Below are 21,456 nucleotides of genomic sequence, written 5' to 3'. Positions count from 1 at the left end.
ATCTCGCTCTTAATCAATTAATCTCGTTGAATTAATCCTTCATGTTGACGTTGTTGGCGACTTAACATGAAGGTTTGCATGCCATATTCAATACCCGTTTGCATCAATGTTGTTACTTGGTGATATTTCCCTTCTCTAATAAGATGCGAAATGCCCTGCGTAACCTGCATTATTTCAAATAATGCCACCCGCCCACCGTCAGTTGAAGGTACCAACTCTTGTGAAATTATCGCCCTCAAACTGCATGCTAATTGTGATGAAATCCATTGACGCTCATTACCTACAAATACGTTAGTAACACGTTCAAGTGTTTGTGTTGCGCCTTGAGTATGCAAAGTAGCTAGAACTAAATGCCCTGTTTCGGCTGCGGTTAATGCTAACTTAATGCTTTGTGCATCTCTTAACTCCCCTAGCATAATAACGTCTGGATCTTGACGTAAAGCACCCTTTATTGCACTTGCACTATTTTGCACATCGCGTCCAACCTCTCGTTGCTGAACAACACTTTGTTTATTGCTATGTATAAATTCGATTGGATCTTCTAATGTCAAAATATGCTGACGTTGATATTGATTTAAATGATTGATCATCGCGGCTAATGTCGATGACTTGCCACTGCCTGTAGCCCCAGTAACTAAAATAAGCCCATGAGAATAGTTATCTAATAATGTTGAAACTGACTTGGGTACTCGAAGTTTATCTAAAGAAGGGATTTGTGTTTCAATTATTCTTAATACTGCTGAAACACCTTTTTGTTGGCGAAACAAATTAATACGAAGCCGTTGCCCACAAGGCAACGTAAGTGCTGTATCAATCTGCCCTTCATTCTCAAAAGTTTGCTTTTGGGCATCATTCAAAAAAGGCCTGAACCACGCAAGTAGACTATCGGAAGTGATAGGTTTACATTGATTTTGTTGATAAAGTATTCCATTGATCCGTAATCGTGGTACATCGCCACAACAAAGATGCAGATCAGAGGCGTTATGCTTTACACTATACGCAATTAAATTTTCCATTTTCATCTTATTATCTCCTGAGTTGCCATGAATACTATTAAACAGAATCTCGTCAATGTCAGGTCTCACATTGACACAGCAGCGCAGAAATGCGGCCGTTCTTCAGAAGAAATAACACTACTTGCAGTGAGTAAGACAAAACCTGCGAGTGACATCGAAAAAGCAATAGCATGTGGACAAACTGAGTTTGGTGAAAACTATGTCCAAGAAGGTGTTGATAAAATCCATTATTTTGCTGATAACCACGCTTTAATTTGGCACTTTATCGGTCCTCTACAGTCAAATAAAACGCGCCTTGTTGCTGAAAATTTTGATTGGTGCCATACCATTGATAGATTAAAAATTGCTCAAAGATTAAGTGACCAACGTCCTGACTCATTGCCACCATTAAATGTCCTTATTCAAATCAATATTAGCGATGAAAACAGTAAGTCAGGTATTAATCTGACTGAACTTGATGGGCTAGCAGCACAAATTTCTATTCTTTCAGGCATTAAATTACGCGGATTAATGGCGATCCCTGCACCTGAAAGCAATTATGACAAACAAGTTAAAGTGTTAGAGAAAATGCATCTCGCATTTAAACAATTACAATCTCAATATCCCAACATAGATACATTATCTATGGGAATGACGAGTGATATGGAAGCGGCTATTGCTTGTGGCTCAACACTCGTTCGTATTGGTACAGCAATTTTTGGCGCAAGAGATTACGCGACTAAGTAAAAATAGAGGTTTATATGGAACATCGTAACATCGCATTTATTGGCGCTGGAAATATGGCTCAAGCTATCATTGCAGGATTGATTCAAGGTGGATATCCAGCAAATAAAATAACCGTCAGCTCACCTTCCGCCATTCGCAGAGAACCTTTAGAGAAAGAGTTTGGTATTCATAGCACTAATGACAATATTAACGCAGTGAAAAAAGCGGATGTCATTATACTGGCTGTAAAACCTCAAATGATGGAAGAAGTTTGTAAGCCCTTACAAAATATTGATATGAGTAAAAAGTTAGTCCTCACTATCGCAGCAGGTATTCCTGCTACACGATATAACGACTATTTCGCAACTCAATTACAACTCGTTCGTATTATGCCAAATACTCCTGCACTGGTAGGTAAAGGCTTAAGTGGTATGTTTGCGCACAATTCACTTTCATCTCAAGATAAACAGTTTGCCGATGAATTAATGAAAAGTGTCGGAACAACCGTTTGGGTAGAGCAAGAATCTGCCATCAATGATATTATCGCCGTTGCTGGTAGTGCACCTGCTTATTTCTTCTTGTTTATGGAATCAATGCAACAAGAAGCTGAACGTTTAGGTTTTTCACCTGATGTAGCAAGAGCCATAGTGCAACAAGCAGCAAGTGGTTCTACAGCCTTAGCTGAAAAACAACATATGCTACCTTTCTCAACTTTACGCGAGCAGGTAACATCAAAAGGTGGAACGACAGCGGCTGCACTTATGCAGTTTTATGAAGGTAAATTACCTGAAAACGTCGCTTCTGCCATGCAAGCTGCGATTAAACGCGCGCAAGAAATGGAAAAACTATTTTAATTTCATCAGGGCCAACTAATGAATTTTTTAAATTTCGTCATTCTGACTCTTCTTCAACTCTACACATCCGTACTTCTACTACGTGTCTGGATGCAATGTGTCAGAGCTGATTTTTATAATCCTTTTTCACAATTTATCGTCAAGATCACACAGCCAATTGTTCGCCCATTAAGAAGTGTTATCCCTTCTATTGGCCCTATTGATACCGCTTCAGTCTTATTAGCCTATATATTAATTCTGCTTGGTATTATTATTCCATCTTACTTATCAGGAACATCTATTCCTTTCTCTTTAATGTTCCCATTTGCCTTTATTGAACTGCTCACAGCGGCAGGTAAGATGATTTTCTGGTTGATCATTATCCGCGCAATCCTTAGTTGGGTAAGCCAAGGTCGCAATCCAATTGATCATCTTTTATTTCAATTAACAGAACCTTTAATGGCTCCTATTCGTCGTGTCATTCCGGCAATGGGTGGTTTAGATTTCTCTGCAATGATTGTTATTCTTGTGCTTTACGCCCTGAATTATCTGCGTGTAGATGTTTTACAATGGCTACTTAGCGTAACGCTTTACTAAGGATAACACTCATGCAAAAAGTAGTTCTCGCAACAGGAAATCCGGGAAAGGTCAAAGAGCTAGCCTCTTTGCTTTCTGATTTTGGTTTAGATATTGTTGCTCAAACAGAGCTTGGTGTTGATTCTGTTGAAGAAACGGGCCTAACTTTTGTTGAAAATGCACTGATTAAAGCGCGTCATGCAGCAAAAGTGACTGGTTTACCTGCAATTGCCGATGACTCAGGTATTTCGGTTGATGCATTAGGCGGTGCTCCGGGAATTTACTCAGCGCGCTATGCGGGTGTGGATGCAAGCGATCAGCAAAATCTGGATAAATTGCTTGATGCAATAAAAGAAATACCTGCTGAAAAACGCCAAGCACAATTTAATTGTGTATTAGTTTATATGCGCCATGAGAACGATCCAACTCCGCTGATTTTCCACGGTATTTGGCACGGTGTATTAAGTAAAGAAATGCACGGTGAAGGTGGATTTGGCTACGATCCTATTTTCTTTGTTCCAGAGTTAAATTGCACTGCAGCGCAATTAACTAAAGAGCAAAAAAATCAGCATTCGCATCGTGGTAAAGCACTTAAATTAATGTTGGATGCCCTTAAGAATGCTTAAGTTGCCCCCATTAAGTCTATACATTCATATTCCTTGGTGCGTACAAAAATGCCCTTATTGTGATTTCAATTCACACACACTAAAAGGTGAAGTACCGCATCAAGAATATGTGCAACATTTACTCAATGATTTAGATGCTGATCTTATTCATGTTGGTTCTCGTGAAGTTCAAACGATATTTATTGGTGGTGGAACACCGAGTTTATTAAGTGCTGAATCAATGGCTGATTTGCTTTATGGCGTTAAAGAACGCCTAGCTGTTAGCCCGAATGCAGAAATTACCATGGAAGCGAATCCGGGAACCGTAGAAGCTGAGCGCTTTGCCGGATTCCAACGTGCTGGCGTAAATCGTATTTCTATTGGTGTGCAAAGTTTTGGTAATGATAAACTTATTCGCTTAGGGCGCATTCATGATGCAGATGAAGCTAAAAATGCAGCTCGTTTAGCCAAAGAATTAGGCTTACGTAGCTTTAATTTAGATTTAATGCATGGATTACCAGACCAATCATTATCTCAAGCGCTTTCGGATTTACAGCAAGCAATAGAATTATCCCCACCACATTTGTCTTGGTATCAATTAACCATTGAACCCAACACACAATTTGGTTCCCGTCCGCCTAAATTACCTGACGACGATATGTTGTGGGATATTTTCTCAGAAGGCGATAAATTATTGACAGCCGCAGGCTATCAACAATATGAAACATCAGCATATTGCAAACCAGGCTTTCAATGCGAGCACAACTTAAACTATTGGCGTTTTGGCGATTATTTAGGTATTGGTTGTGGTGCTCATGGGAAAATAAGCTTTGAAGATGGTCGCATCATGCGAACAGTAAAAACCAAGCACCCTAAAGGTTTTATGGAAGGCCGTTATCTCGACCAGCAACATTTTGTTGATAATGATGATCGTCCATTTGAATTTTTTATGAACCGTTTTCGTCTATTAGAAGCATTTCCAAGACAAGATTTCAGCGATTATACGGGGCTTTCTGAAGAAGTTATTCGCCATCAAATAGACGAAGCTTTGGCTTTAGGTTATATAAGTGAAACAGACACTCACTGGCAAATTACACCTCATGGCAAACTGTTCCTCAACTCATTGCTTGAACTATTTCTTTAATATTGCTGATTTCACAAATAGCTAGCTTAAAAAAATGCCCATACTGTTATTCTCAGTTGGGCATTTCTCTTTAATAACAAATCTTAAAGATTAATCAATTAAAGCGCATTCTCTACTGCTTCAATTTGTTTAGTTAAGCTATCTAAACCACCACCAGAGAGATACCAAAGATCAGCCTGCAGATAAACAATACCGCCATTTTTATAGGCTGAAGTTGTTTTTATAGCGTCATCTTCAAATGCAGTTTGTTCTAATTTGCCCGCGCCAATCGCTTCGCTACGATCCACAATAAAAATAACATCTGGATTAGCTTTTGCGATCATTTCTGATGTAACTACGCGACGTTTACCTTTATCTTCCTCTGCAACAGGTGGTAATTCGGCCCTTTTTGCTTTAACAACATCATAAACAACACTTTGATTATTAGGCATTAAATTGCCGGCGTTATGCATCAACACTAATACTTTTTTATCAGATCCAGTGGCTTTTTTCTGAGCTTGCTCAATAACGGCATTTAATTTAGCAATTTGTTCTTGAGTCGCTTGCTGTTTATCAAATAGCTCACCTAATAATTTGATATTAGACTCAACTGAGTTGAGATAATTAGTGCTATTAGTACCTAAATTAACAGTAGGTGCAATTTTCGCTAAGGCTTCATAAGATGCGCCTTGGCGCCCCGTAATAATGATTAAATCAGGTTTAATTTCAGCTAGTTTTTCTAAATCAGGCGCTTTCATGCCACCGACATTAGCAACGTTACTTGCAATACTACCTTTAATATAAGCAGGAGCATTACCTAACGGTAACCCAACCACTTTATCGGCTAAACCTAACTGAACTAAAGAATCATAGAGACCAAAATCAAAAAGAACCACTTTTGATGGATCCTTAGAGACGGTTGTTTCACCCAACAGATGTTTAATCACCATCTTGTCATTCTGCTGACTAATAACTTGGTTAGGTTGATATTCAGTTGGCGTTTTGCTTAACGCAGAGAAACTCGTTACAGAAAGGATAGATGCGATAACTAAAGGAAGGATCTTCTTCATTAACTTTGCCCTGTTTAAGTGGAATACTCAAACAGGGCATTGTAAACAGCTCATCTCACAAGTCAATTGAATAGGAATGATTTTCATTATTATTTTCAATTGTTGTGAGCTCACAATTTATAAAGCTTATTAACTACAAGGGATATAATGCTATTATTTATTAATGTTTGATGAATTATTTTTTAACGAATTAATAAGTTCGATATGTTGATTTTCCATTTGAGTTATTTTGCTACAAGCTTGCTGACCAAATTGAGTAAATGCAGCTTCTTGCTGTTTCCACTCCTGATCTATGATTTTTTGGAAACCATCTAAGCTTCCTAATAATCCACCTAAGGCTTTTTTACTGTCGCCACCAGCAGCCGCTAATAACTGTTTTTTCCCTAATTCATTAATACTGTCTTGCAGCATACCACCAAGGCTACTCTCTACGATTTCACGGCCTTTGGCTTCAACTTCTTTAATCGCTTGAGCATGAAAAGTGATGTTATTTGGTTCTATGCTAACCACTCTATCCATTTGTTGATTAAGATCTTTCTCTAATCTACTTAATCTATTGAGGATATTGCTTTCTTTACCAAAAGCTTCAATGACCACTTTATCGAGCACTTTGCGAGAATCTTGCAGTTTTATCCCTGTTTCAGTTCTTAGCCAAGGTACGTCTCGCCTAACTGTGGCTTGATACTTTCTTGCTAACTCTTGTTGTTGTGGCGTCAATGTGGCGCTTTTTTCATTTTGGAGTAATGTGCCATTGGGATAAATGACCATTAAACCCTGTGAACCAGCAACTTCAACAAATTCAGAGGTTATGCGTAAATCATCTTTTGGCATTACAGCACAATCAAAACTGGGGGATGCATTGGCAGAGCCTGCAACAAAAAACAGTGCTACAGCAACATTTCTTAAATTCATAACAACTCTCCTGAAAACATGGCTAAAAAATCGAGCGCCCTACTTTGTTTGCTAATAATTCAAGTGCTGCACAACCTGCTAATGAGTTACCTGATTTATCCAGCTCTGGTGACCAAACTGCAATGGTAAAAGCATCAGGAACAACAGCAATAATGCCACCTCCAACACCTGATTTTCCTGGGATCCCAATACGAAATGCAAATTCACCGGCACCATCATACATACCACAAGTTAACATTAACGCATTTATTTGCCGGGTTTGTCTTGGCGTAATAATCTGATTTTTATTCCCAACACTTACGCCCTGATTAGCTAAATAACTAAAACATCGAACTAATTCAGTACAACTCATTTCTATTGAACAATAGTGAAAATAAGTCTCCAGCACCGTGATAACATCATTCTCAAAATTATCAAAAGATTTCATCAGATAAGCAATTGATGCATTTCGACTAAGATGTTCCATCTCTGATTTTGCAACCACTGAGTTATAACAAATATCAGGAGCATCAGTTAAAAAGCGAATAACTTCTAACATTCTTTGCTTTGGTGCACTTAATCGAGACTGCAACATATCAGTGATAACAATAGCGCCCGCATTAATAAAAGGATTCCGAGGTATCCCTTTTTCCATCTCTAATTGTATTAAGGAATTAAAAGGCAGACCTGAAGGCTCTTTTCCTACTCGTTGCCAAATTTCATCTTCTTCATAACGAGTTAAAGCAAGTGTCAAACTAAGCACTTTAGAAATGGATTGAATAGAAAAGCGCTTGTCTGCCATACCGGATTGATAGAGTTCACCATCCACCGTATAAACAGCCATAGCAAGCTGTTCTGGCAATACTTGGGCTAACGCGGGGATATAATCCGCGACTTTTCCTTGCCCGATTAATGGGCGAATTTGTTGCAAAATATCTGACAGTAATGCGTTAGATAACGTTGTAGTCACAGTCCCTTCCCCAGACAGACAAGGGCATCCTTTTGGATGCCCTTGTAATTATTTGCTAAATGTATAACTTTCTATCAGTCCCACCAAACGTCAAATAGTTCAGAGGTCTGTACATCTTGCATTTTATTCTCTTTTAGGAAGTTTTCGACTAATTGGCGATGCTCTTCTGTACATTTACCAATTTGTTGTAAGCAGATTAAGCCTTCCCAGCTCAGGTAACCACTTGCATCAAATGCCAGCCCATTTGGCTCAATAACTTTGAGGATCAGTTCATCAACAAAGCGATCCACTTCCTCAATTGGGGTATTTTCTGGGAAAGTCCATTTAACTGAAAAACCTAATTCCTGAAATTCATCGATACGCATTTTTTTGCGTAAACGGCGACTACGTTGTTTAGCCATTATTTTACCCTCTTAAACATAAGATCCCATACACCATGCCCTAAACGATGACCACGTTTCTCAAACTTAGTCACTGGGCGTGTTTCTGGTCGTGGTACATAATCCTGAGTATCTGACAAATTCTGATAGCCTTCAACACTTGTCATCACTTCAAGCATATGTTCTGCATATGGTTCCCAATCTGTCGCCATATGAAAAACACCGTCTAACGTTAATTTTTTTAAAATTAATTCTGCAAAAGGCACTTGAACAATACGGCGCTTATTATGGCGCGCTTTGTGCCATGGATCAGGAAAGAATAACTGAACCATTTTTAAACTATTATCTGGGATCATGTGATTGAGTACTTCAATCGCATCATGGCACATGACTCGCAAATTAGTTAATTGTTCTTCTTCAGCACTTGCAAGACAGGCACCCACACCAGGTGCATGCACTTCAATACCGAAATAATTATTTTCTGGCGTATCTTTTGCCATAGTCACGAGCGATGCGCCCATGCCGAAGCCTATTTCCAAAATAACAGGTGCTTCGCGTCCAAAAACCTGACTGAAGTCGATGGGTTCCGATTGATATTCAATGCCAAAAATAGGCCACTGTATTTCTAATGCTTGCTCTTGACGAGGAGTTAAACGGCCTTGTCTACGAACAAAACTACGAACGCGCCGTAAAGCACGCCCTTCTTCATTGAATTCCGGAGAAATTACATTCTTGATCATGTCTAATACTGTCAGTCGTTAGGCCAATTATTTACTTAAAATCGTTATAATGTCGCTATGGTATAAACTTAACCGACATTATCCAAAGATCCCTAAGTTTAGCAAGAGTCACTTATAGAAGCATCACTCTATAAGATAAATATTAAGAGTGTTTACAGTTTATTCTCACTGTGGTGCAATCTTACCTTAATCAGAACATGAGTTAATAAAATAAAACATGATGGAAGCACTGCAATTTTCGCAAGTCGTACTCAATTGGTATCATAAATATGGGCGTAAAACGCTCCCTTGGCAGCAAGAAAAAACGCCTTATCACGTTTGGTTATCTGAGGTAATGTTGCAACAAACCCAAGTTGCAACGGTTATTCCTTATTTTGAGCGTTTTATTTCACGTTTTCCTGATGTCGCAGCGTTAGCTAAAGCACCATTAGATGAAGTACTTCATTTATGGACGGGCCTTGGTTATTACGCAAGAGCCAGAAACTTGCATAAAGCAGCACAACACATTGTAGATAAACATCAAGGGTACTTTCCTGATACCTTTGAGGACGTTTGTGCTTTACCGGGTGTTGGACGTTCAACCGCTGGTGCTATTTTATCCTTATCACTGAAAAAACCTTACCCAATCCTTGATGGTAATGTGAAACGTGTTTTAGCTCGTTGTTATGCCGTTGAAGGCTGGCCAGGTAAAAAAGAAGTTGAAAATAAGTTGTGGGAGATCAGCGAAAACGTCACCCCAACTGTAGGTGTCGAGTATTTTAATCAGGCAATGATGGATTTAGGTGCAATGGTTTGTACTAGAAGCAAACCTAAATGTGAACTATGTCCACTAAATACAGGTTGTATCGCTTATGCTCAAAACAATTGGGCGGATTATCCTGGGAAAAAACCGAAAAAAGTTATCCCAGAAAAAACAACTTATTTTCTTATTTTACAATATGATAATCTTGTTTGGTTGGATAAAAGACCACCAGCAGGAATATGGGGGGGGTTATTTGCCTTTCCTCAGTTTGAGACAAAAGCGCTTTTAGAACTGTGGCTAACTGAGCATGGACTTGAGAATAATGAATCAGAACAACTGATTTCATTTCGACATACTTTTAGTCACTTTCATTTAGATATTGTGCCAATTTGCGTAAAACTCTCAGCGTTTACCTCTATGATGGAGGAGCAAAAAGGACTTTGGTATAACTTACAGACACCTGCAACCGTTGGGTTAGCGGCGCCTGTAGAGAATTTACTTAGACAATTAGCCTAAGCTAATCCCTGCGATATTGAGGACGTATTATGAGCAGAACTATTTTTTGTACTTTCCTAAACAAAGAAGCTGATGGACTTGATTTTCAGTTGTACCCAGGAGAAATTGGAAAGCGCATTTTCAATGAGATCTCAAAAGAAGCATGGACTCAGTGGATGACAAAACAGACGATGTTGATCAATGAGAAAAAACTCAACACCATGAACCCAGAAGATCGCAAACTATTAGAACAAGAAATGGTACGGTTTTTATTTGAAGGTCATGATGTTCATATTGACGGCTACACCCCACCTGAAAAATAATATTCACTTTTCCAGAGCCTTTAAGGCTCTGGTATTTTATTCACCATAGCGATGCAATTGACCATGAAAAAAATCCTTCTCTTGCTAATTATCGCCCCACTACTCATTTCATGTAGTAGCCAACCCCCTAAAACATTTGAACCCGATTACGCAAAGGACACCAATGCGTTCGATATTCTTATGGGGCAATTTGCCAATAATATCGAAATGATTTGGGGGATGAAGGAAGTTTTAATAGCCGGTCCTAAAGACTACGTAAAATATACTGACGCTTATAAAACCCGTAGCCATATTAACTTTGAAGCGGGTACCATCACGATAGAAACATTAGGTGGTGACGCTCCTCAATTCCAATTACATAAGGCGATTGTCACTACATTATTAATGGGGGAAGATCCAGGCTCTATCGACCTCTATTCTGATGTCAATAACATCCCTCACAGTACAGAACCTTTTTTATCCGGGCAGGTTCTTGATAATACAGGGCAGCCTATACGCTGGGAATGGCGAGCCAATAAGTTTGCTGATTATCTGATTGCCAATAAATTACAAAAACGCCAATCTGGTATAAATACAATTTGGTATGTCACCATTAATTTAGTCCCTAATCACCTTGATAAACGTGCACATAAATATTTACCATTAGTCCAACAAGCGGCAGCTAAATATGGTGTTGAGCCTTCGCTTATCCTAGCTATTATGCAAATTGAATCAAGTTTTAACCCTTATGCTGTCAGTAGTTCAGACGCATTAGGTTTAATGCAAATTATGCCAGCAACGGCAGGACGAGATGTATTCCGCATGCAAGGTAAATCAGGGCAACCAAGCCGTAGTTACTTGTTTGATCCTGCTAATAATATCGATGCGGGTGCTGCTTATATTTCAATACTGCAAAACAGCTACCTTGGTGATATTAAAGATCCTATTTCGCGCCGTTATGCCGTTATACAGGCTTACAATGGGGGTGCTGGCAGCGTCTTACGCATATTCCATAGTGATAAGAAACAAGCAGCGGCCATGATTAACAACTTAGAGCCTACGCAAGTGTATACCACGTTACGTAATAAGCACCCTGCCGACCAATCTCGTCGTTATCTTGAAAAAGTCAGTACAGCTCAACGCAACTATCGTTAATTATTATTAAGTCAAAAGAAACAAAGCTTACTCAATCAATTTGGGTAAGCTTTGTTTGTTATTACGATCCAATAAACCGTCTTATTGTATTTTTTGTTACCATAATTCTAGCTACGATAAACTATGCTTAACTTCGTTTTTGCTCTTTTTTCGCGATAAATAGTGTTTTATTAACCAATAAGTTTAAAAAAACAGCAATCAAACAGTTTTGTGATAAATAACGTTGACGAGCAAAGCGATATCGGGTTTAATACGCCCCGTTGCCCGAATAGCTCAGTCGGTAGAGCAGGGGATTGAAAATCCCCGTGTCCTTGGTTCGATTCCGAGTTCGGGCACCATCTTTCATTTGTTCATCAGTTAGTTAAATAACTGAGAGGGCAAAAAAGCTAAGAATAAGACACAAATTAACGCAAGTTATCTGTTGTTAAAAATCTATTAAAAGCTTTGAATAAACAGTCTTGCTCAAATCAAGGCTGTTTTTTTTATTTGTAACTTTTACTTTCTTTCCTAATCACTGTCAAATCTTGATACTCCTCCTGTTATTTTCATCACATCAATTCCGCTTCAAGTATGTCTCGCAAATTATCAACACTTTCATCAATGTATTCTAATGTCGATGTAATACTGGCATGTCCTAACAGCCTTTTCACAACATAAAGATTACGTTCTGGTGATTGCATCATATGCGTTGCGACGGTATGTCGAAAACGGTGAGGTGATACAATGAAATTACATTCCGCTGATAAGCGTTTGAAAAATGAACGTAACGGGTATTCTCCCATCGTCTTTGGATGTTTCTTTCTTTTCATTAAATCAAACCATCCAACATTGAATACTTGATCAGTCAGTTCTACACCTACCTTTTGTGCTTCTTTCACTAAATTTTCTAGTGATGGGTATAATGCGGAAACAATCGGTACCCGATGTTCACGATGATTTTTAGCGCCCTCCTCACATAGATGGATCCACTTCTCTTCAAGATTAATATCCCCCAACCTAATATGCAGAAGTTGCCCTTGGCGAATGGCGGTATAACGAAATACGTTCATTGCCGTCATCCAAAACCACGCTGGATATAATGCATTTTTTCGCCCATCACACACGTAGCCATAACCTTGCTTTTCTTCAAGTTCTAGATAGTGTGTCATTCGACGGTACATATCATCCATCTGTGATTTAGTCAGAACTTTTTTCTTTTTGGCCCCTGCACGAACCACCGTACCATTAAAAGGATTCTTTTTATGGGGTAATAATTCTTGTTCTATTCCAAAATTAAACAATGCTCTCATATGAGTCACTTTATTGTTCCATGTTCTACTTGAGCGCTTATTGTCACCTAAAACAAGATGTCGCCATTGTAGAACTGTTAATTGATCAATCTGAGCAGGATTTAACGAGGTAAATTCTTCAAATGTACGAAGAACCTTACGATAACTTCTCATTGTCGTAGGACGTAATAATTTATAATAAAAATACTGCTCAATAAGAAACTCAAAAGTGATGTCATCCATAACATGCTCATTTACAACAATCAGTAAAACACGACAATGGGTGCTGTTATCGCTGATACAAAACGAACAAACCATCAAATAACAACCATAAGACTTTAAATGATGACTTTTTTGTTGCTCCTGTTTAAAAGTCATACCATTACCTTATCAAGAGGTTCCACTCCATTAAGAGTACGTAACCATCTAGGTGCTCGCATTTCAGCAACAAAGTAATTAATTAAATCATTCAATAACCAAATAAGACTTTTTCCTTTCTCATTTGAGAAACCTAACTCTGCAAGAAATTGAGTCAGCGTAATGCAATGCTGGCAAAGCTCAGTACATTCAAAATCAAAACGAGGAAGGCGTGGCGGTGTTTTATTGGTAATAAAACATTTCACCAAATGAGGAGGAATAGGCTCATCTAATGTAGATTGCAAGAGAGTTAAACAGACGTTAAGACGGCAACATAATGCCATTTTAATGGAAAGTTCTTCGCTATTAATTAATGCATCTACAAATTTGTCACAATAATCAACGAGTGTTATGAAATCTGTTGTGGAATTGAACTGAATAGTAAGTAATGGATGAGTTGGGTTAGGGGTTGTAGTCATAAGACCGCCTCCAATAGATGATTATTAAATTCACCACTGAAGAGGCCAATCTTACTGGTGGTGAACTGAACGGAGTTGGCCTTACCAGCTCTATTGGACACTGGCGCATCTTGCGATGCCACCGTCCAGCTCACCATTGAGGTACAGCTGTGTGAACAACATAATAAAATACGAAACGTATTAATATGTCGCCAATAGATAATCAATGCAGGAGACCAATCCCGACACCTGATTTTGCAGGTGCGAGTGAAAGATACCGTGATTAATCAATGGGAGCAAGACTGTTTTAGTGGAATTACTATTATTATTTTCTATCGCTGATGGATATTTCGCCAAACAATTTAATAAGCAAATGTCACATTGCAAATTCATTGTAAAATCTTTATACAACAACCAGTAATAGATTTTCAGCCGGCTTATTATTGCTTGTGAATATTTTATTTGCTGGAATTAAATAACCACTTAATTTTTTAAATTGCCCTTCTAATAATTCATTTTGAAAGAGCCGACAAGTAAACATATTGCCTCGATCATGACGATGATATTTCAGTCTCTCAAAGGCTTTTTGAAGCTTACCTTTATCTTGTTTAGGCAATTTCATTTCAGCTAAAAACACATAAAAAATATTGGGAGTAACGATAAAAACATATCCTGCAATAATATGAATTTGTGCATTAGGTTGGTTTATAGAGAGATGACCATTTACACAACCCTCAATGAGCCACTGCCAAAAGACATCACCCATATCGATGATTTGATTATCAGTAGGGGGTAATTGCATTTCTGGTATAACGGTTAGTTCTCTTTTTTCTAGAGATATCCTTTCTGATAATACATCGCTTTCAGGCAATGATATCTCACTTTGAGATGGTGCAAGCGTTAAAGTAATCGCTTTAGAAACAATTTCGTCTACGATACCTGTTTGTTCTCTAAATCCTGTTAAATACATTGATAGCGCCTCAAGCGCTTTAGGATATTGGCTTAACCAATTTATTGCATCTGATGGAATTATTTTCCATGCAAGCATCGCACCAAAACATCTCATTTGATTTTGTGATATTTCAGAGATAAAACGAAATCGATAAGGCTCCGTTAATGCCTCCTGCAATGGAAACCATCGTTTTCCACTTTTGAATTCAACTTCAAAATGACATAAGTATTCCACACAAGAAAACAACGAAGCATAAACAATAACTGCGTGCCATACAGTACCTTGCTCAGCTTGCTCTTCTGGTGAGACACCAATAGGAAGCATGTAATTTTTAGACAAATTAGAGGCACATGTTACAACTTCAAGCATGTAATCAGTCATTCCACCTAAATAGTTATAGGCTCCCTTTTCACTTAATGGGAACTGTTGCATTAAGAAAACACATTGCTCTAAGGGTGTTTTATAGAGTTGAGTATAAGCTTCTTGAGATAAAAAAGATGAATTCCAAAGTGATTTTAATAATTGTTGACGATGAGATGATAAGAGAAGATCATTTAACGATCTTGGTAAAATAGTGTTTGATGAAATTTCTGAATTTATTCCTTTTTTAATTCTTTTGAATAAACCTATTCGCTGAAAACATAATTTCAGATTTAACATATAAAACTCCATTTATGATAATAAGCTTTAATAAAACAAATAACGTCATTAAATAAAAAATTCTTATATTTAATATAAGAGTTAATCCAGTATGAAATTCATATTAAATACTATTTTGGCATATTTTCTTTTAATTAAATTATGATAAACTCATAGGATAGAGCACGCTGAACGGTATGAATTTACTTGTTTTTTGATTCTGTTAGCGAAAGATAAAAAGGCTTCCTAACCGGAAGCCTTTTCTGATCTCTAATCTTTTTATTACTTAGCTAAATAATAGTTATTTTTTATTTGTATTTAATATTAAATACTCAAATGCCTCCTTGGCATATCGAGCTGCTCTAAATATGGCTTTATGATCTTCTTTAATTATTTTTAACCATGATGCAATATAACTTTCATGTTGCAAATGACCTTGAATACCTAATTCAGCGCATAAAAAAGCAGATCCAATTTCTGCAATAAGTTCCTCAAAAGCATAAACTGGGTTACTCATTTTCTTAGATAATGGAGTTATTATTCCTTTTCGAGCAAGTCTTGAAGCATGCCCCGTTGAATGCACCAATTCATGAAGTAATGTGTGTAGTGGTTTAATAAATTTGGCCACCTGAATAGAGGTGATATGCTTACCTCAAACAATAAAGGTGCCTTAATGAAAAAACGAAATTTCAGTGCAGAATTTAAACATGAATCTGCTCAGTTAGTTGTTGATCAGAACTACACTGTTGCTGATGCAGCTAAAGCCATGAATATCGGTCTTTCCACTATGACCCGATGGGTAAAACAGTTGCGCGATGAACGGGCTGGCAAAACGCCGAAAGCCTCTCCCATCACGCCAGAGCAAATTGAAATACGTGAACTCAAAAAGAAACTTCAACGTATTGAAATGGAAAATGAAATATTAAAAAAGGCTACCGCGCTCTTGATGTCAGACTCCCTGAACAATTTACGTTAATCGGAAAGCTCAGGGCGCGTTATCCCGTAACCACTCTCTGCCATGTATTCGGGGTTCATCGCAGCAGTTATAAATACTGGAATGCCCGTCCTATTCAGCCTGATAGAAGACGCACCGTATTGCGCAGTCAAGTTCAGGAACTACACAACATCAGCCATGGCTCTGCTGGGGCAAGGAGTATTGCCATAATGGCAACGTTCAAGGGCTTCCCAATGGGGCGTTGGCTTGCCGGTAGGCTCATGAAAGAGCTCGGCCTTGTAAGTTGTCAACAACCGAAACACCACTACAAACGTGGCGGACAAGAACATATTGCTATATCGAATCATCTCGAACGTCAATTTGTAGTGACTGAGCCCAATCAAGTGTGGTGTGGCGATGTCACCTATATCTGGACAGGCCAACGCTGGGCGTATCTCGCCGTTGTTCTCGATTTGTTCGCCAGAAAACCTGTGGGCTGGGCAATGTCGTTCTCTCCGGACAGTCGATTGACCATCAAAGCGCTGAAAATGGCGTGGGAAACTCGGGATAAACCAGCAGGGATGATGTTCCACAGTGATCAGGGTAGCCACTATACAAGTAATCAGTTTCGGCAGTTACTATGGAGATATCGGATCAAACAAAGTATGAGTAGACGCGGAAACTGCTGGGATAATAGTCCAATGGAGCGCTTCTTTAGGAGCCTGAAGAACGAGTGGGTACCCATGACTGGCTACATAAGTTTTAGTGATGCTGTCCATGCAATAACGGACTATATTGTCGGGTATTACAGCGTACACAGACCTCACGAATATAACGGAGGATTATCACCAAACGAATCCGAAAAGAGATACTGGAAAAACTCTAAAACGATGGCCAGTTTTAGTTGACCACTACAGTGTCACGGGTATACCACTACTTATCACCACACTCTCAGCTCTATCAATACGTTCAATATCAGGAAGAACTGGCTTTTTAGAATAAAATATCTCTGGCAAATTTTCACATTGTTCAATATTAAAAAGATGGAAACGTGCCATAAAACAGCGTGATGAATGAGTTAACTTATCTTCAGTCTCACTGTCAGAGCTATCTTCAGTGAAAGGTTTAAATAACGTGACTAATGTGGATTTTTCGCCTCTGCGAACGCTACCTCCTGCACATTTTGCTTGATTAAAAGTCAGCCATCGATTTGAATTAACCCCTTTTTCAATCGCTCCTATCCATAACAGCATGACATTAATACCACTGTAATGTCGCCCCGTTGCTGCATTAACAGGTAGCCCTTCATTTTCAGTATCCCAAGTTTTACGCCAAGGTTCTGTTCCTTTTTCTAATGCTTCAATAATCTTATTTGTCACTATGTGATAAAGATCGTTTTGCTGTGAGGATGTACGACCTATTAATTCCTTTTTCATAGGCAATTCCTGTTAAGAAAAAGGGAATTGCCACCAAATGGGGAAGCAATTCCCATTTGGGTTGAAATAAAGAAAGTTGATTTAATTAATGTACAATCGCCCTAAGGCATTTCTTTCAGATTGCAGAAATATTGGCTGTTGTTATAAACAACGAATTAACAGGTAAACGTTATTAATTTAATGTGCGATAAACAAGTATGCTTTATTAATCATTAATATTAAGTTTATTGTAGACATTTTCATTATAAATTAGATTCAAATCTAGTAAGTCTATAAACTTCATAAAATAATCAAACAAAAATATTTTTTCTAGAAAAAAAGAATTATAATAAGTTTATTTTAAAAAATTAATAATGAAAAAAATAGATTCTTATATGAATACAATGATAATAATAGATTATTTATATAATAATAAATATCGGTTTTTATAACGAGAAAAACCACCCTAAGGTGGTTTTTCCAAAATGCTTTTTTCGCGAGAGACCTCAAAGAGGCGACTCCGCCTTAATATGAAGATTAAGCCATACATACCTAACACCTGTCAATAAATTTTTGGAGTAAATCTGTGATATATTCTGATTACATATCTAAAAGTAGATTAGATATTTATGAGAAACATTTAAAAGTACAACCCTCTCAAGTTATTGCAGCCTATCATTGGAATAAAGCCTTATCAGGCGCTATGTTACCCGCTTTTCAATGTTTAGAAGTCACATTAAGAAATGCCATAAATTCAGCTATTTTATCTCATCCTCCAAAAGGTTATAAAGGATTATGGACTCCTAATAATAACTGGATTATAGACCTACCTAGATATATAGGAAATAGTAAAATAAAACCGATTGAACGATATAAGCGAGCTACATTAACTAAACACAGGCAAGATATTCATGGCTATTTATTAGATCAATATGGAAATAGAATATTAGCTCGAAAAGTGAAAGAAGAAAATCTAGTCCAACAAGCTAAAGAGCTTATTAGTAAAGAGGGAAAAAAACCAACCCCTGATAGAATTATTTCAGGTTTAACTTTTGGATTTTGGGTTCATTTACTAACATCAATATACGAAGATACACATGGATATAGACTCCTTTGGCCAAATCTTACGCCTATAGTATTTCCAAATGCACCAATGGGTTACGAACGCTCAACAATTCATAATGCATTTGTTAGAATTAAAACATTACGCAATCGATTATCCCATCATGAAGCAATTTGGAAATTTCATTATGATGATCCATATACAGGAAAACCCAATTATAAGACCCCTATTTATGGTGCTCATGCAAGCTGTAATCTTTTACGTAAACATTATGATGATATATTAGATATGATAGGTTGGATAAATTCGGATAGAAAAAATACTTTTTTAAAATACTCAGCAAATCTTCGCTTCTATGCCCTTTGCTCTGTTAATGGTCTTAATAGCTATATAGATCCAGATAAAATAAGTACTAAAGTAAATATTTCACGGGGAGGAAGAGGAATTAGAAAACTATTAAAAGTACTGGGCCGAAATGACTTTATAAGATTAACTAAAAGTAATGAAACTATATTAACTATTGGGGCTGATAATTCAATGAAAATTAAAAATATTTAATTGTTCCATATGACTAAATTTATTTGAAGATCATGGTAAAAACCTAGATCTTCAAATTGAAATAACACATATATTTAATTACTCATTTCCAATTTATTATAAACACGCTCAACATAACGCCCTCGCCCATCACCATGACCTAAATCCATAGAGACCATTGCCTTAGCTTCGTCATCGCTCATTCCATTACTTTTATGATACTCCATTGCATTTACTGCCCACGCATAGCGCAAGCTATGGGGCGCATATTTACCTGTTAGCCCAGCATTTCTGACAACATTTCGATAGCGATCTATGGCAGACTTTAAATCGGGTTTATCAATCAATTTACCGTTAGATTGAGCAGTTAAATTCAACGCTTGATTGATGGCATATAACATTTTGTCACGATCAATAATTGTCGTATCTCTAGGCCTTCCCCCTTTTGTACCAAAAACAATACAAACACTTTTCTCACCTTGTAGCAGAGCGCGTTGCCATGTTTTTAATGACTTTGCTGACTGTATCGCCTCTTCAGTACGTAAGCCAAAATAACGTACCAGTTGCATGGTCATTGCAACCCCCATGTCTTGCTTTTCTGCATGATAAAAAGCAGATAAATACCGTTCTTCGCTAATAGCCACTTTCGTGCCATCACGGCTCGCATTTGATAAACCAAGCGCATGATTACTGAGTTTTTCATGTCGAGGTGAGGCAAGCTTTGTTCTGCCAGCAACCGCTAAAATATTTCTAATGCCTGCCATTTCGTTTTGAAGTGTTCTTTTTGAAATGCCTTCTTCCTGCCGGCTTTTTATATAAAATTCTATATGGTTTGTTTTGATATGTTTTACATCACGAATTTGAATATTCAGTTTTCCCATTCTATCTGCAAAGCGAGAGGCTATTTTCAAACGATCAGCAACAGTTTTAAAACTCCCTCCACCTTGTTTTGCTAATGTAGTTAATTGTTTGCTTAATTTGGACAAAGTTATTCCTCATCAGAAACTAAAAATTATCTGATAAAAATATCATTTATTATTAATAATATTCCTAATAATAATTATAAGTTATGAATAAATCCTTCTTCTTTTAAAATTTTAATAACACCTCGAATCAAATAAGAGTTTGAAAATTTTGCAATATAAATTCGAGCCCCTTCTTCTATGGGTTGCAACAACCCTCTTTCAATTAATTTACCAAGCTGATACGTTATTTGGGATGGTTTTAAATTAGGTAAAATCTTACGAATATCTCCAGATTTTATTGTTCCTAACTCTACTGTTTGCTTTAATACCTTAGATTCAAAAGTATTTATAAGTTCTCTTTCTAACGAGAAATCAATTGCTGGGTATAATATTTTTTTACTTAAAAAAGCATGATTAGTTAATTGATCTAGCTTTTTAAGTTCTACAGAGATCCCAGAAAGAACATATATACACCACTCTTCTAACGCTTGTTCTGTTCCCTTATCAGCTTCAGAAAGCATTGCATAATAACGTTCTCTATCATTACAGAAGACTGCTGTTGGATTAAGCACTCTCCCTCCTGCTTGTACATTGAACCCATATTTAATTAATAATGCATATGTTAACAGTCGTACTGTACGCCCATTACCATTCCCAAAAGGGTGGATCCATCCAAATCGATGATGTACTAATGCAATTTTCATCAAATCATATTTAGGTTTATCTACCTGATTTATAAATGCCGTCAGTTCTTTCATATAATCAGAAATATGAATATAATCTGGTGGTAAATGTTCTGACAAAGCAATACTCACATTATGTTGGCGATAAGCACCGGGTGTTTTATCACCTTCTCGTTGTAAACCCATCACAGCTAAGCTATGTAGTTCTCGAATAAAATACTCGGTTATATCGTCCCCATTTTTTAAGTATTCATCGATAAATTCCATTGCTGTTTCAATATTATTAATTTCTTTAAGCTGATCCGTAGAGTTTTGTGTTCCTTCTACTTTACTTTCAACATAATCAGCAAGTGTAGTATGGTTGCCCTCTATTCTTGCAGAGCCAAGACTCTCCAACATGTGAAAAATATCTTTCAATTGAGCAAATAAAAGTGGATGGACATCTGTTTCTAATCGTAAATGCCGGAGTAACTCTAACTCTGTTAAAGCATCAACTAAAGAAGAGTCAAAACTTGGGTTTAAGAGTCCAAGTGCGAAATGATTAAATTGGGCCATTATGTTTAACTATCTCAACCGAGCCAA

At 37.4% G+C, this 21,456-nt stretch carries 23 protein-coding genes, 1 tRNA gene and 1 pseudogene; 11 read left to right on the top strand and 14 right to left on the bottom strand.

Going from position 1 to position 21,456, the window contains the following annotated elements; all coding sequences use genetic code 11:
• Positions 1-17 precede the first annotated feature (17 nt).
• Positions 18-1,022, bottom strand: a complete 1,005-nt coding sequence (locus tag LG402_RS04755) for a type IV pilus twitching motility protein PilT (protein ID WP_166540998.1) — start codon at positions 1,020-1,022, stop codon at positions 18-20.
• Between the two features lie 21 nt (positions 1,023-1,043).
• Here LG402_RS04755 and LG402_RS04750 point away from each other — a divergent pair, with 21 nt between their 5' ends.
• From LG402_RS04750 to hemW, 5 genes are read left to right on the top strand one after another with little or no spacing between them, the layout of a single operon-like run.
• Complete coding sequence (locus LG402_RS04750) at positions 1,044-1,742, top strand: YggS family pyridoxal phosphate-dependent enzyme (RefSeq protein ID WP_227336529.1); 699 nt, start codon at positions 1,044-1,046, stop codon at positions 1,740-1,742.
• Positions 1,743-1,756: 14 nt separating this feature from the next.
• Positions 1,757-2,575 carry a pyrroline-5-carboxylate reductase gene (gene proC / locus LG402_RS04745; protein ID WP_166541000.1) on the top strand — a complete coding sequence of 273 codons (819 nt, stop codon included), beginning with the start codon at positions 1,757-1,759 and terminating at the stop codon, positions 2,573-2,575.
• An 18-nt stretch (positions 2,576-2,593) separates the two neighbouring features.
• Positions 2,594-3,151, top strand: a complete 558-nt coding sequence (locus LG402_RS04740) for a YggT family protein (protein ID WP_023581020.1) — start codon at positions 2,594-2,596, stop codon at positions 3,149-3,151.
• 11 nt (positions 3,152-3,162) lie between these two features.
• The gene (gene rdgB, locus LG402_RS04735) at positions 3,163-3,756 is read left to right on the top strand and encodes an RdgB/HAM1 family non-canonical purine NTP pyrophosphatase (RefSeq protein WP_227336528.1); all 594 of its coding nucleotides are present in this window, start codon (positions 3,163-3,165) and stop codon (positions 3,754-3,756) included.
• The gene (gene hemW, locus LG402_RS04730) at positions 3,749-4,879 is read left to right on the top strand and encodes a radical SAM family heme chaperone HemW (RefSeq protein WP_109409431.1); all 1,131 of its coding nucleotides are present in this window, start codon (positions 3,749-3,751) and stop codon (positions 4,877-4,879) included. Before rdgB ends, hemW begins: the two co-directional genes overlap by 8 nt.
• A gap of 98 nt (positions 4,880-4,977) precedes the next feature.
• Here hemW and LG402_RS04725 read toward each other — a convergent pair whose 3' ends face one another.
• From LG402_RS04725 to trmB, 5 genes are all read right to left on the bottom strand, one after another.
• The gene (locus LG402_RS04725) at positions 4,978-5,928 is read right to left on the bottom strand and encodes a siderophore ABC transporter substrate-binding protein (RefSeq protein ID WP_227336527.1); all 951 of its coding nucleotides are present in this window, start codon (positions 5,926-5,928) and stop codon (positions 4,978-4,980) included.
• 153 nt (positions 5,929-6,081) lie between these two features.
• On the bottom strand, positions 6,082-6,840 hold the full coding sequence (locus LG402_RS04720) for a DUF2884 family protein (protein ID WP_227336526.1): 759 nt from the start codon (positions 6,838-6,840) through the stop codon (positions 6,082-6,084).
• Positions 6,841-6,862: 22 nt separating this feature from the next.
• Positions 6,863-7,789, bottom strand: coding sequence for a glutaminase B (gene glsB / locus LG402_RS04715; protein ID WP_166541004.1), 927 nt, complete (start codon positions 7,787-7,789; stop codon positions 6,863-6,865).
• A gap of 74 nt (positions 7,790-7,863) precedes the next feature.
• A complete protein-coding gene (locus tag LG402_RS04710; protein ID WP_006534836.1) occupies positions 7,864-8,190 on the bottom strand; it encodes a YggL family protein in 327 nt (108 codons plus the stop codon).
• Positions 8,190-8,909 carry a tRNA (guanosine(46)-N7)-methyltransferase TrmB gene (trmB, locus tag LG402_RS04705; protein WP_166541005.1) on the bottom strand — a complete coding sequence of 240 codons (720 nt, stop codon included), beginning with the start codon at positions 8,907-8,909 and terminating at the stop codon, positions 8,190-8,192. The genes LG402_RS04710 and trmB overlap by 1 nt, the downstream gene beginning before the upstream one ends.
• A gap of 217 nt (positions 8,910-9,126) precedes the next feature.
• On the opposite strand from trmB, the gene mutY reads away from it, so the two are divergent.
• From mutY to LG402_RS04685, 4 genes are all read left to right on the top strand, one after another.
• Complete coding sequence (gene mutY / locus LG402_RS04700) at positions 9,127-10,167, top strand: A/G-specific adenine glycosylase (protein WP_166541006.1); 1,041 nt, start codon at positions 9,127-9,129, stop codon at positions 10,165-10,167.
• A gap of 29 nt (positions 10,168-10,196) precedes the next feature.
• Entirely contained in the window at positions 10,197-10,469 is a 273-nt protein-coding gene (locus LG402_RS04695) for an oxidative damage protection protein (protein ID WP_072071114.1), read from the top strand.
• Positions 10,470-10,532: 63 nt separating this feature from the next.
• Positions 10,533-11,603 (top strand): membrane-bound lytic murein transglycosylase MltC, encoded by a 1,071-nt coding sequence (gene mltC, locus LG402_RS04690; protein WP_166541007.1) that lies wholly within the window; start codon positions 10,533-10,535, stop codon positions 11,601-11,603.
• 262 nt (positions 11,604-11,865) lie between these two features.
• A tRNA-Phe gene (locus LG402_RS04685) sits at positions 11,866-11,941 on the top strand.
• Positions 11,942-12,151: 210 nt separating this feature from the next.
• Here LG402_RS04685 and LG402_RS04680 read toward each other — a convergent pair.
• The 5 genes and pseudogenes from LG402_RS04680 to LG402_RS04660 form a co-directional block, all read right to left on the bottom strand.
• Entirely contained in the window at positions 12,152-13,114 is a 963-nt protein-coding gene (locus LG402_RS04680; protein WP_319800757.1) for a tyrosine-type recombinase/integrase, read from the bottom strand.
• A gap of 131 nt (positions 13,115-13,245) precedes the next feature.
• Positions 13,246-13,707, bottom strand: a complete 462-nt coding sequence (locus LG402_RS04675; protein ID WP_227336524.1) for a hypothetical protein — start codon at positions 13,705-13,707, stop codon at positions 13,246-13,248.
• On the bottom strand, positions 13,704-13,844 hold the full coding sequence (locus LG402_RS04670; RefSeq protein WP_247603576.1) for an ash family protein: 141 nt from the start codon (positions 13,842-13,844) through the stop codon (positions 13,704-13,706). The genes LG402_RS04675 and LG402_RS04670 overlap by 4 nt, the downstream gene beginning before the upstream one ends.
• Before the next feature lie 245 nt (positions 13,845-14,089).
• Positions 14,090-15,298 (bottom strand): TraI domain-containing protein, encoded by a 1,209-nt coding sequence (locus LG402_RS04665; protein ID WP_227336522.1) that lies wholly within the window; start codon positions 15,296-15,298, stop codon positions 14,090-14,092.
• A gap of 280 nt (positions 15,299-15,578) precedes the next feature.
• Positions 15,579-15,878 (bottom strand): annotated as a pseudogene (locus LG402_RS04660) (zincin-like metallopeptidase domain-containing protein); the annotation flags it as partial.
• A 72-nt stretch (positions 15,879-15,950) separates the two neighbouring features.
• Here LG402_RS04660 and LG402_RS04655 point away from each other — a divergent pair.
• Positions 15,951-17,119, top strand: a protein-coding gene (locus LG402_RS04655) for an IS3 family transposase (protein WP_227336521.1) whose coding sequence is annotated in 2 segments (ribosomal slippage) — positions 15,951-16,200 and positions 16,200-17,119 — 1,170 coding nt in all. Because the reading frame shifts where the segments join, the coding sequence is not laid out codon by codon here.
• Between the two features lie 3 nt (positions 17,120-17,122).
• Here the strand turns inward: LG402_RS04655 and LG402_RS04650 are convergent.
• A complete protein-coding gene (locus LG402_RS04650) occupies positions 17,123-17,647 on the bottom strand; it encodes an ArdC-like ssDNA-binding domain-containing protein (RefSeq protein WP_227336520.1) in 525 nt (174 codons plus the stop codon).
• 565 nt (positions 17,648-18,212) lie between these two features.
• Between LG402_RS04650 and LG402_RS04645 the strand changes: the two genes are divergently transcribed.
• Positions 18,213-19,247, top strand: a complete 1,035-nt coding sequence (locus tag LG402_RS04645) for an Abi family protein (RefSeq protein WP_227336519.1) — start codon at positions 18,213-18,215, stop codon at positions 19,245-19,247.
• Between the two features lie 74 nt (positions 19,248-19,321).
• Here LG402_RS04645 and LG402_RS04640 read toward each other — a convergent pair whose 3' ends face one another.
• Both LG402_RS04640 and LG402_RS04635 read right to left on the bottom strand, forming a co-directional pair.
• Positions 19,322-20,212, bottom strand: coding sequence for an integrase domain-containing protein (locus LG402_RS04640; protein ID WP_227336518.1), 891 nt, complete (start codon positions 20,210-20,212; stop codon positions 19,322-19,324).
• 74 nt (positions 20,213-20,286) lie between these two features.
• On the bottom strand, positions 20,287-21,429 hold the full coding sequence (locus LG402_RS04635) for a Fic family protein (protein WP_227336517.1): 1,143 nt from the start codon (positions 21,427-21,429) through the stop codon (positions 20,287-20,289).
• Positions 21,430-21,456 lie beyond the last annotated feature (27 nt).

The organism is Proteus sp. NMG38-2 (genome assembly GCF_020640995.1).
In the GTDB taxonomy this organism is placed as follows: domain Bacteria; phylum Pseudomonadota; class Gammaproteobacteria; order Enterobacterales; family Enterobacteriaceae; genus Proteus.
Note: the sequence above shows the minus strand (reverse complement) of the source record. Positions and strands in the feature narration are given on the sequence as shown.

What these genes read in the sequence shown, in the direction of transcription:
- LG402_RS04755 (WP_166540998.1), bottom strand. Translation starts at nt 1,022, where the DNA reads ATGAAAATGGAAAATTTAATTGCGTATAGTGTAAAGCATAACGCCTCT.
- LG402_RS04750 (WP_227336529.1), top strand. Translation starts at nt 1,044, where the DNA reads ATGAATACTATTAAACAGAATCTCGTCAATGTCAGGTCTCACATTGAC.
- proC (WP_166541000.1), top strand. Translation starts at nt 1,757, where the DNA reads ATGGAACATCGTAACATCGCATTTATTGGCGCTGGAAATATGGCTCAA.
- LG402_RS04740 (WP_023581020.1), top strand. Translation starts at nt 2,594, where the DNA reads ATGAATTTTTTAAATTTCGTCATTCTGACTCTTCTTCAACTCTACACA.
- rdgB (WP_227336528.1), top strand. Translation starts at nt 3,163, where the DNA reads ATGCAAAAAGTAGTTCTCGCAACAGGAAATCCGGGAAAGGTCAAAGAG.
- hemW (WP_109409431.1), top strand. Translation starts at nt 3,749, where the DNA reads ATGCTTAAGTTGCCCCCATTAAGTCTATACATTCATATTCCTTGGTGC.
- LG402_RS04725 (WP_227336527.1), bottom strand. Translation starts at nt 5,928, where the DNA reads ATGAAGAAGATCCTTCCTTTAGTTATCGCATCTATCCTTTCTGTAACG.
- LG402_RS04720 (WP_227336526.1), bottom strand. Translation starts at nt 6,840, where the DNA reads ATGAATTTAAGAAATGTTGCTGTAGCACTGTTTTTTGTTGCAGGCTCT.
- LG402_RS04710 (WP_006534836.1), bottom strand. Translation starts at nt 8,190, where the DNA reads ATGGCTAAACAACGTAGTCGCCGTTTACGCAAAAAAATGCGTATCGAT.
- trmB (WP_166541005.1), bottom strand. Translation starts at nt 8,909, where the DNA reads ATGATCAAGAATGTAATTTCTCCGGAATTCAATGAAGAAGGGCGTGCT.
- mutY (WP_166541006.1), top strand. Translation starts at nt 9,127, where the DNA reads ATGATGGAAGCACTGCAATTTTCGCAAGTCGTACTCAATTGGTATCAT.
- LG402_RS04695 (WP_072071114.1), top strand. Translation starts at nt 10,197, where the DNA reads ATGAGCAGAACTATTTTTTGTACTTTCCTAAACAAAGAAGCTGATGGA.
- mltC (WP_166541007.1), top strand. Translation starts at nt 10,533, where the DNA reads ATGAAAAAAATCCTTCTCTTGCTAATTATCGCCCCACTACTCATTTCA.
- LG402_RS04680 (WP_319800757.1), bottom strand. Translation starts at nt 13,114, where the DNA reads ATGGATGACATCACTTTTGAGTTTCTTATTGAGCAGTATTTTTATTAT.
- LG402_RS04675 (WP_227336524.1), bottom strand. Translation starts at nt 13,707, where the DNA reads ATGACTACAACCCCTAACCCAACTCATCCATTACTTACTATTCAGTTC.
- LG402_RS04670 (WP_247603576.1), bottom strand. Translation starts at nt 13,844, where the DNA reads ATGGTGAGCTGGACGGTGGCATCGCAAGATGCGCCAGTGTCCAATAGA.
- LG402_RS04665 (WP_227336522.1), bottom strand. Translation starts at nt 15,298, where the DNA reads ATGTTAAATCTGAAATTATGTTTTCAGCGAATAGGTTTATTCAAAAGA.
- LG402_RS04650 (WP_227336520.1), bottom strand. Translation starts at nt 17,647, where the DNA reads ATGAAAAAGGAATTAATAGGTCGTACATCCTCACAGCAAAACGATCTT.
- LG402_RS04635 (WP_227336517.1), bottom strand. Translation starts at nt 21,429, where the DNA reads ATGGCCCAATTTAATCATTTCGCACTTGGACTCTTAAACCCAAGTTTT.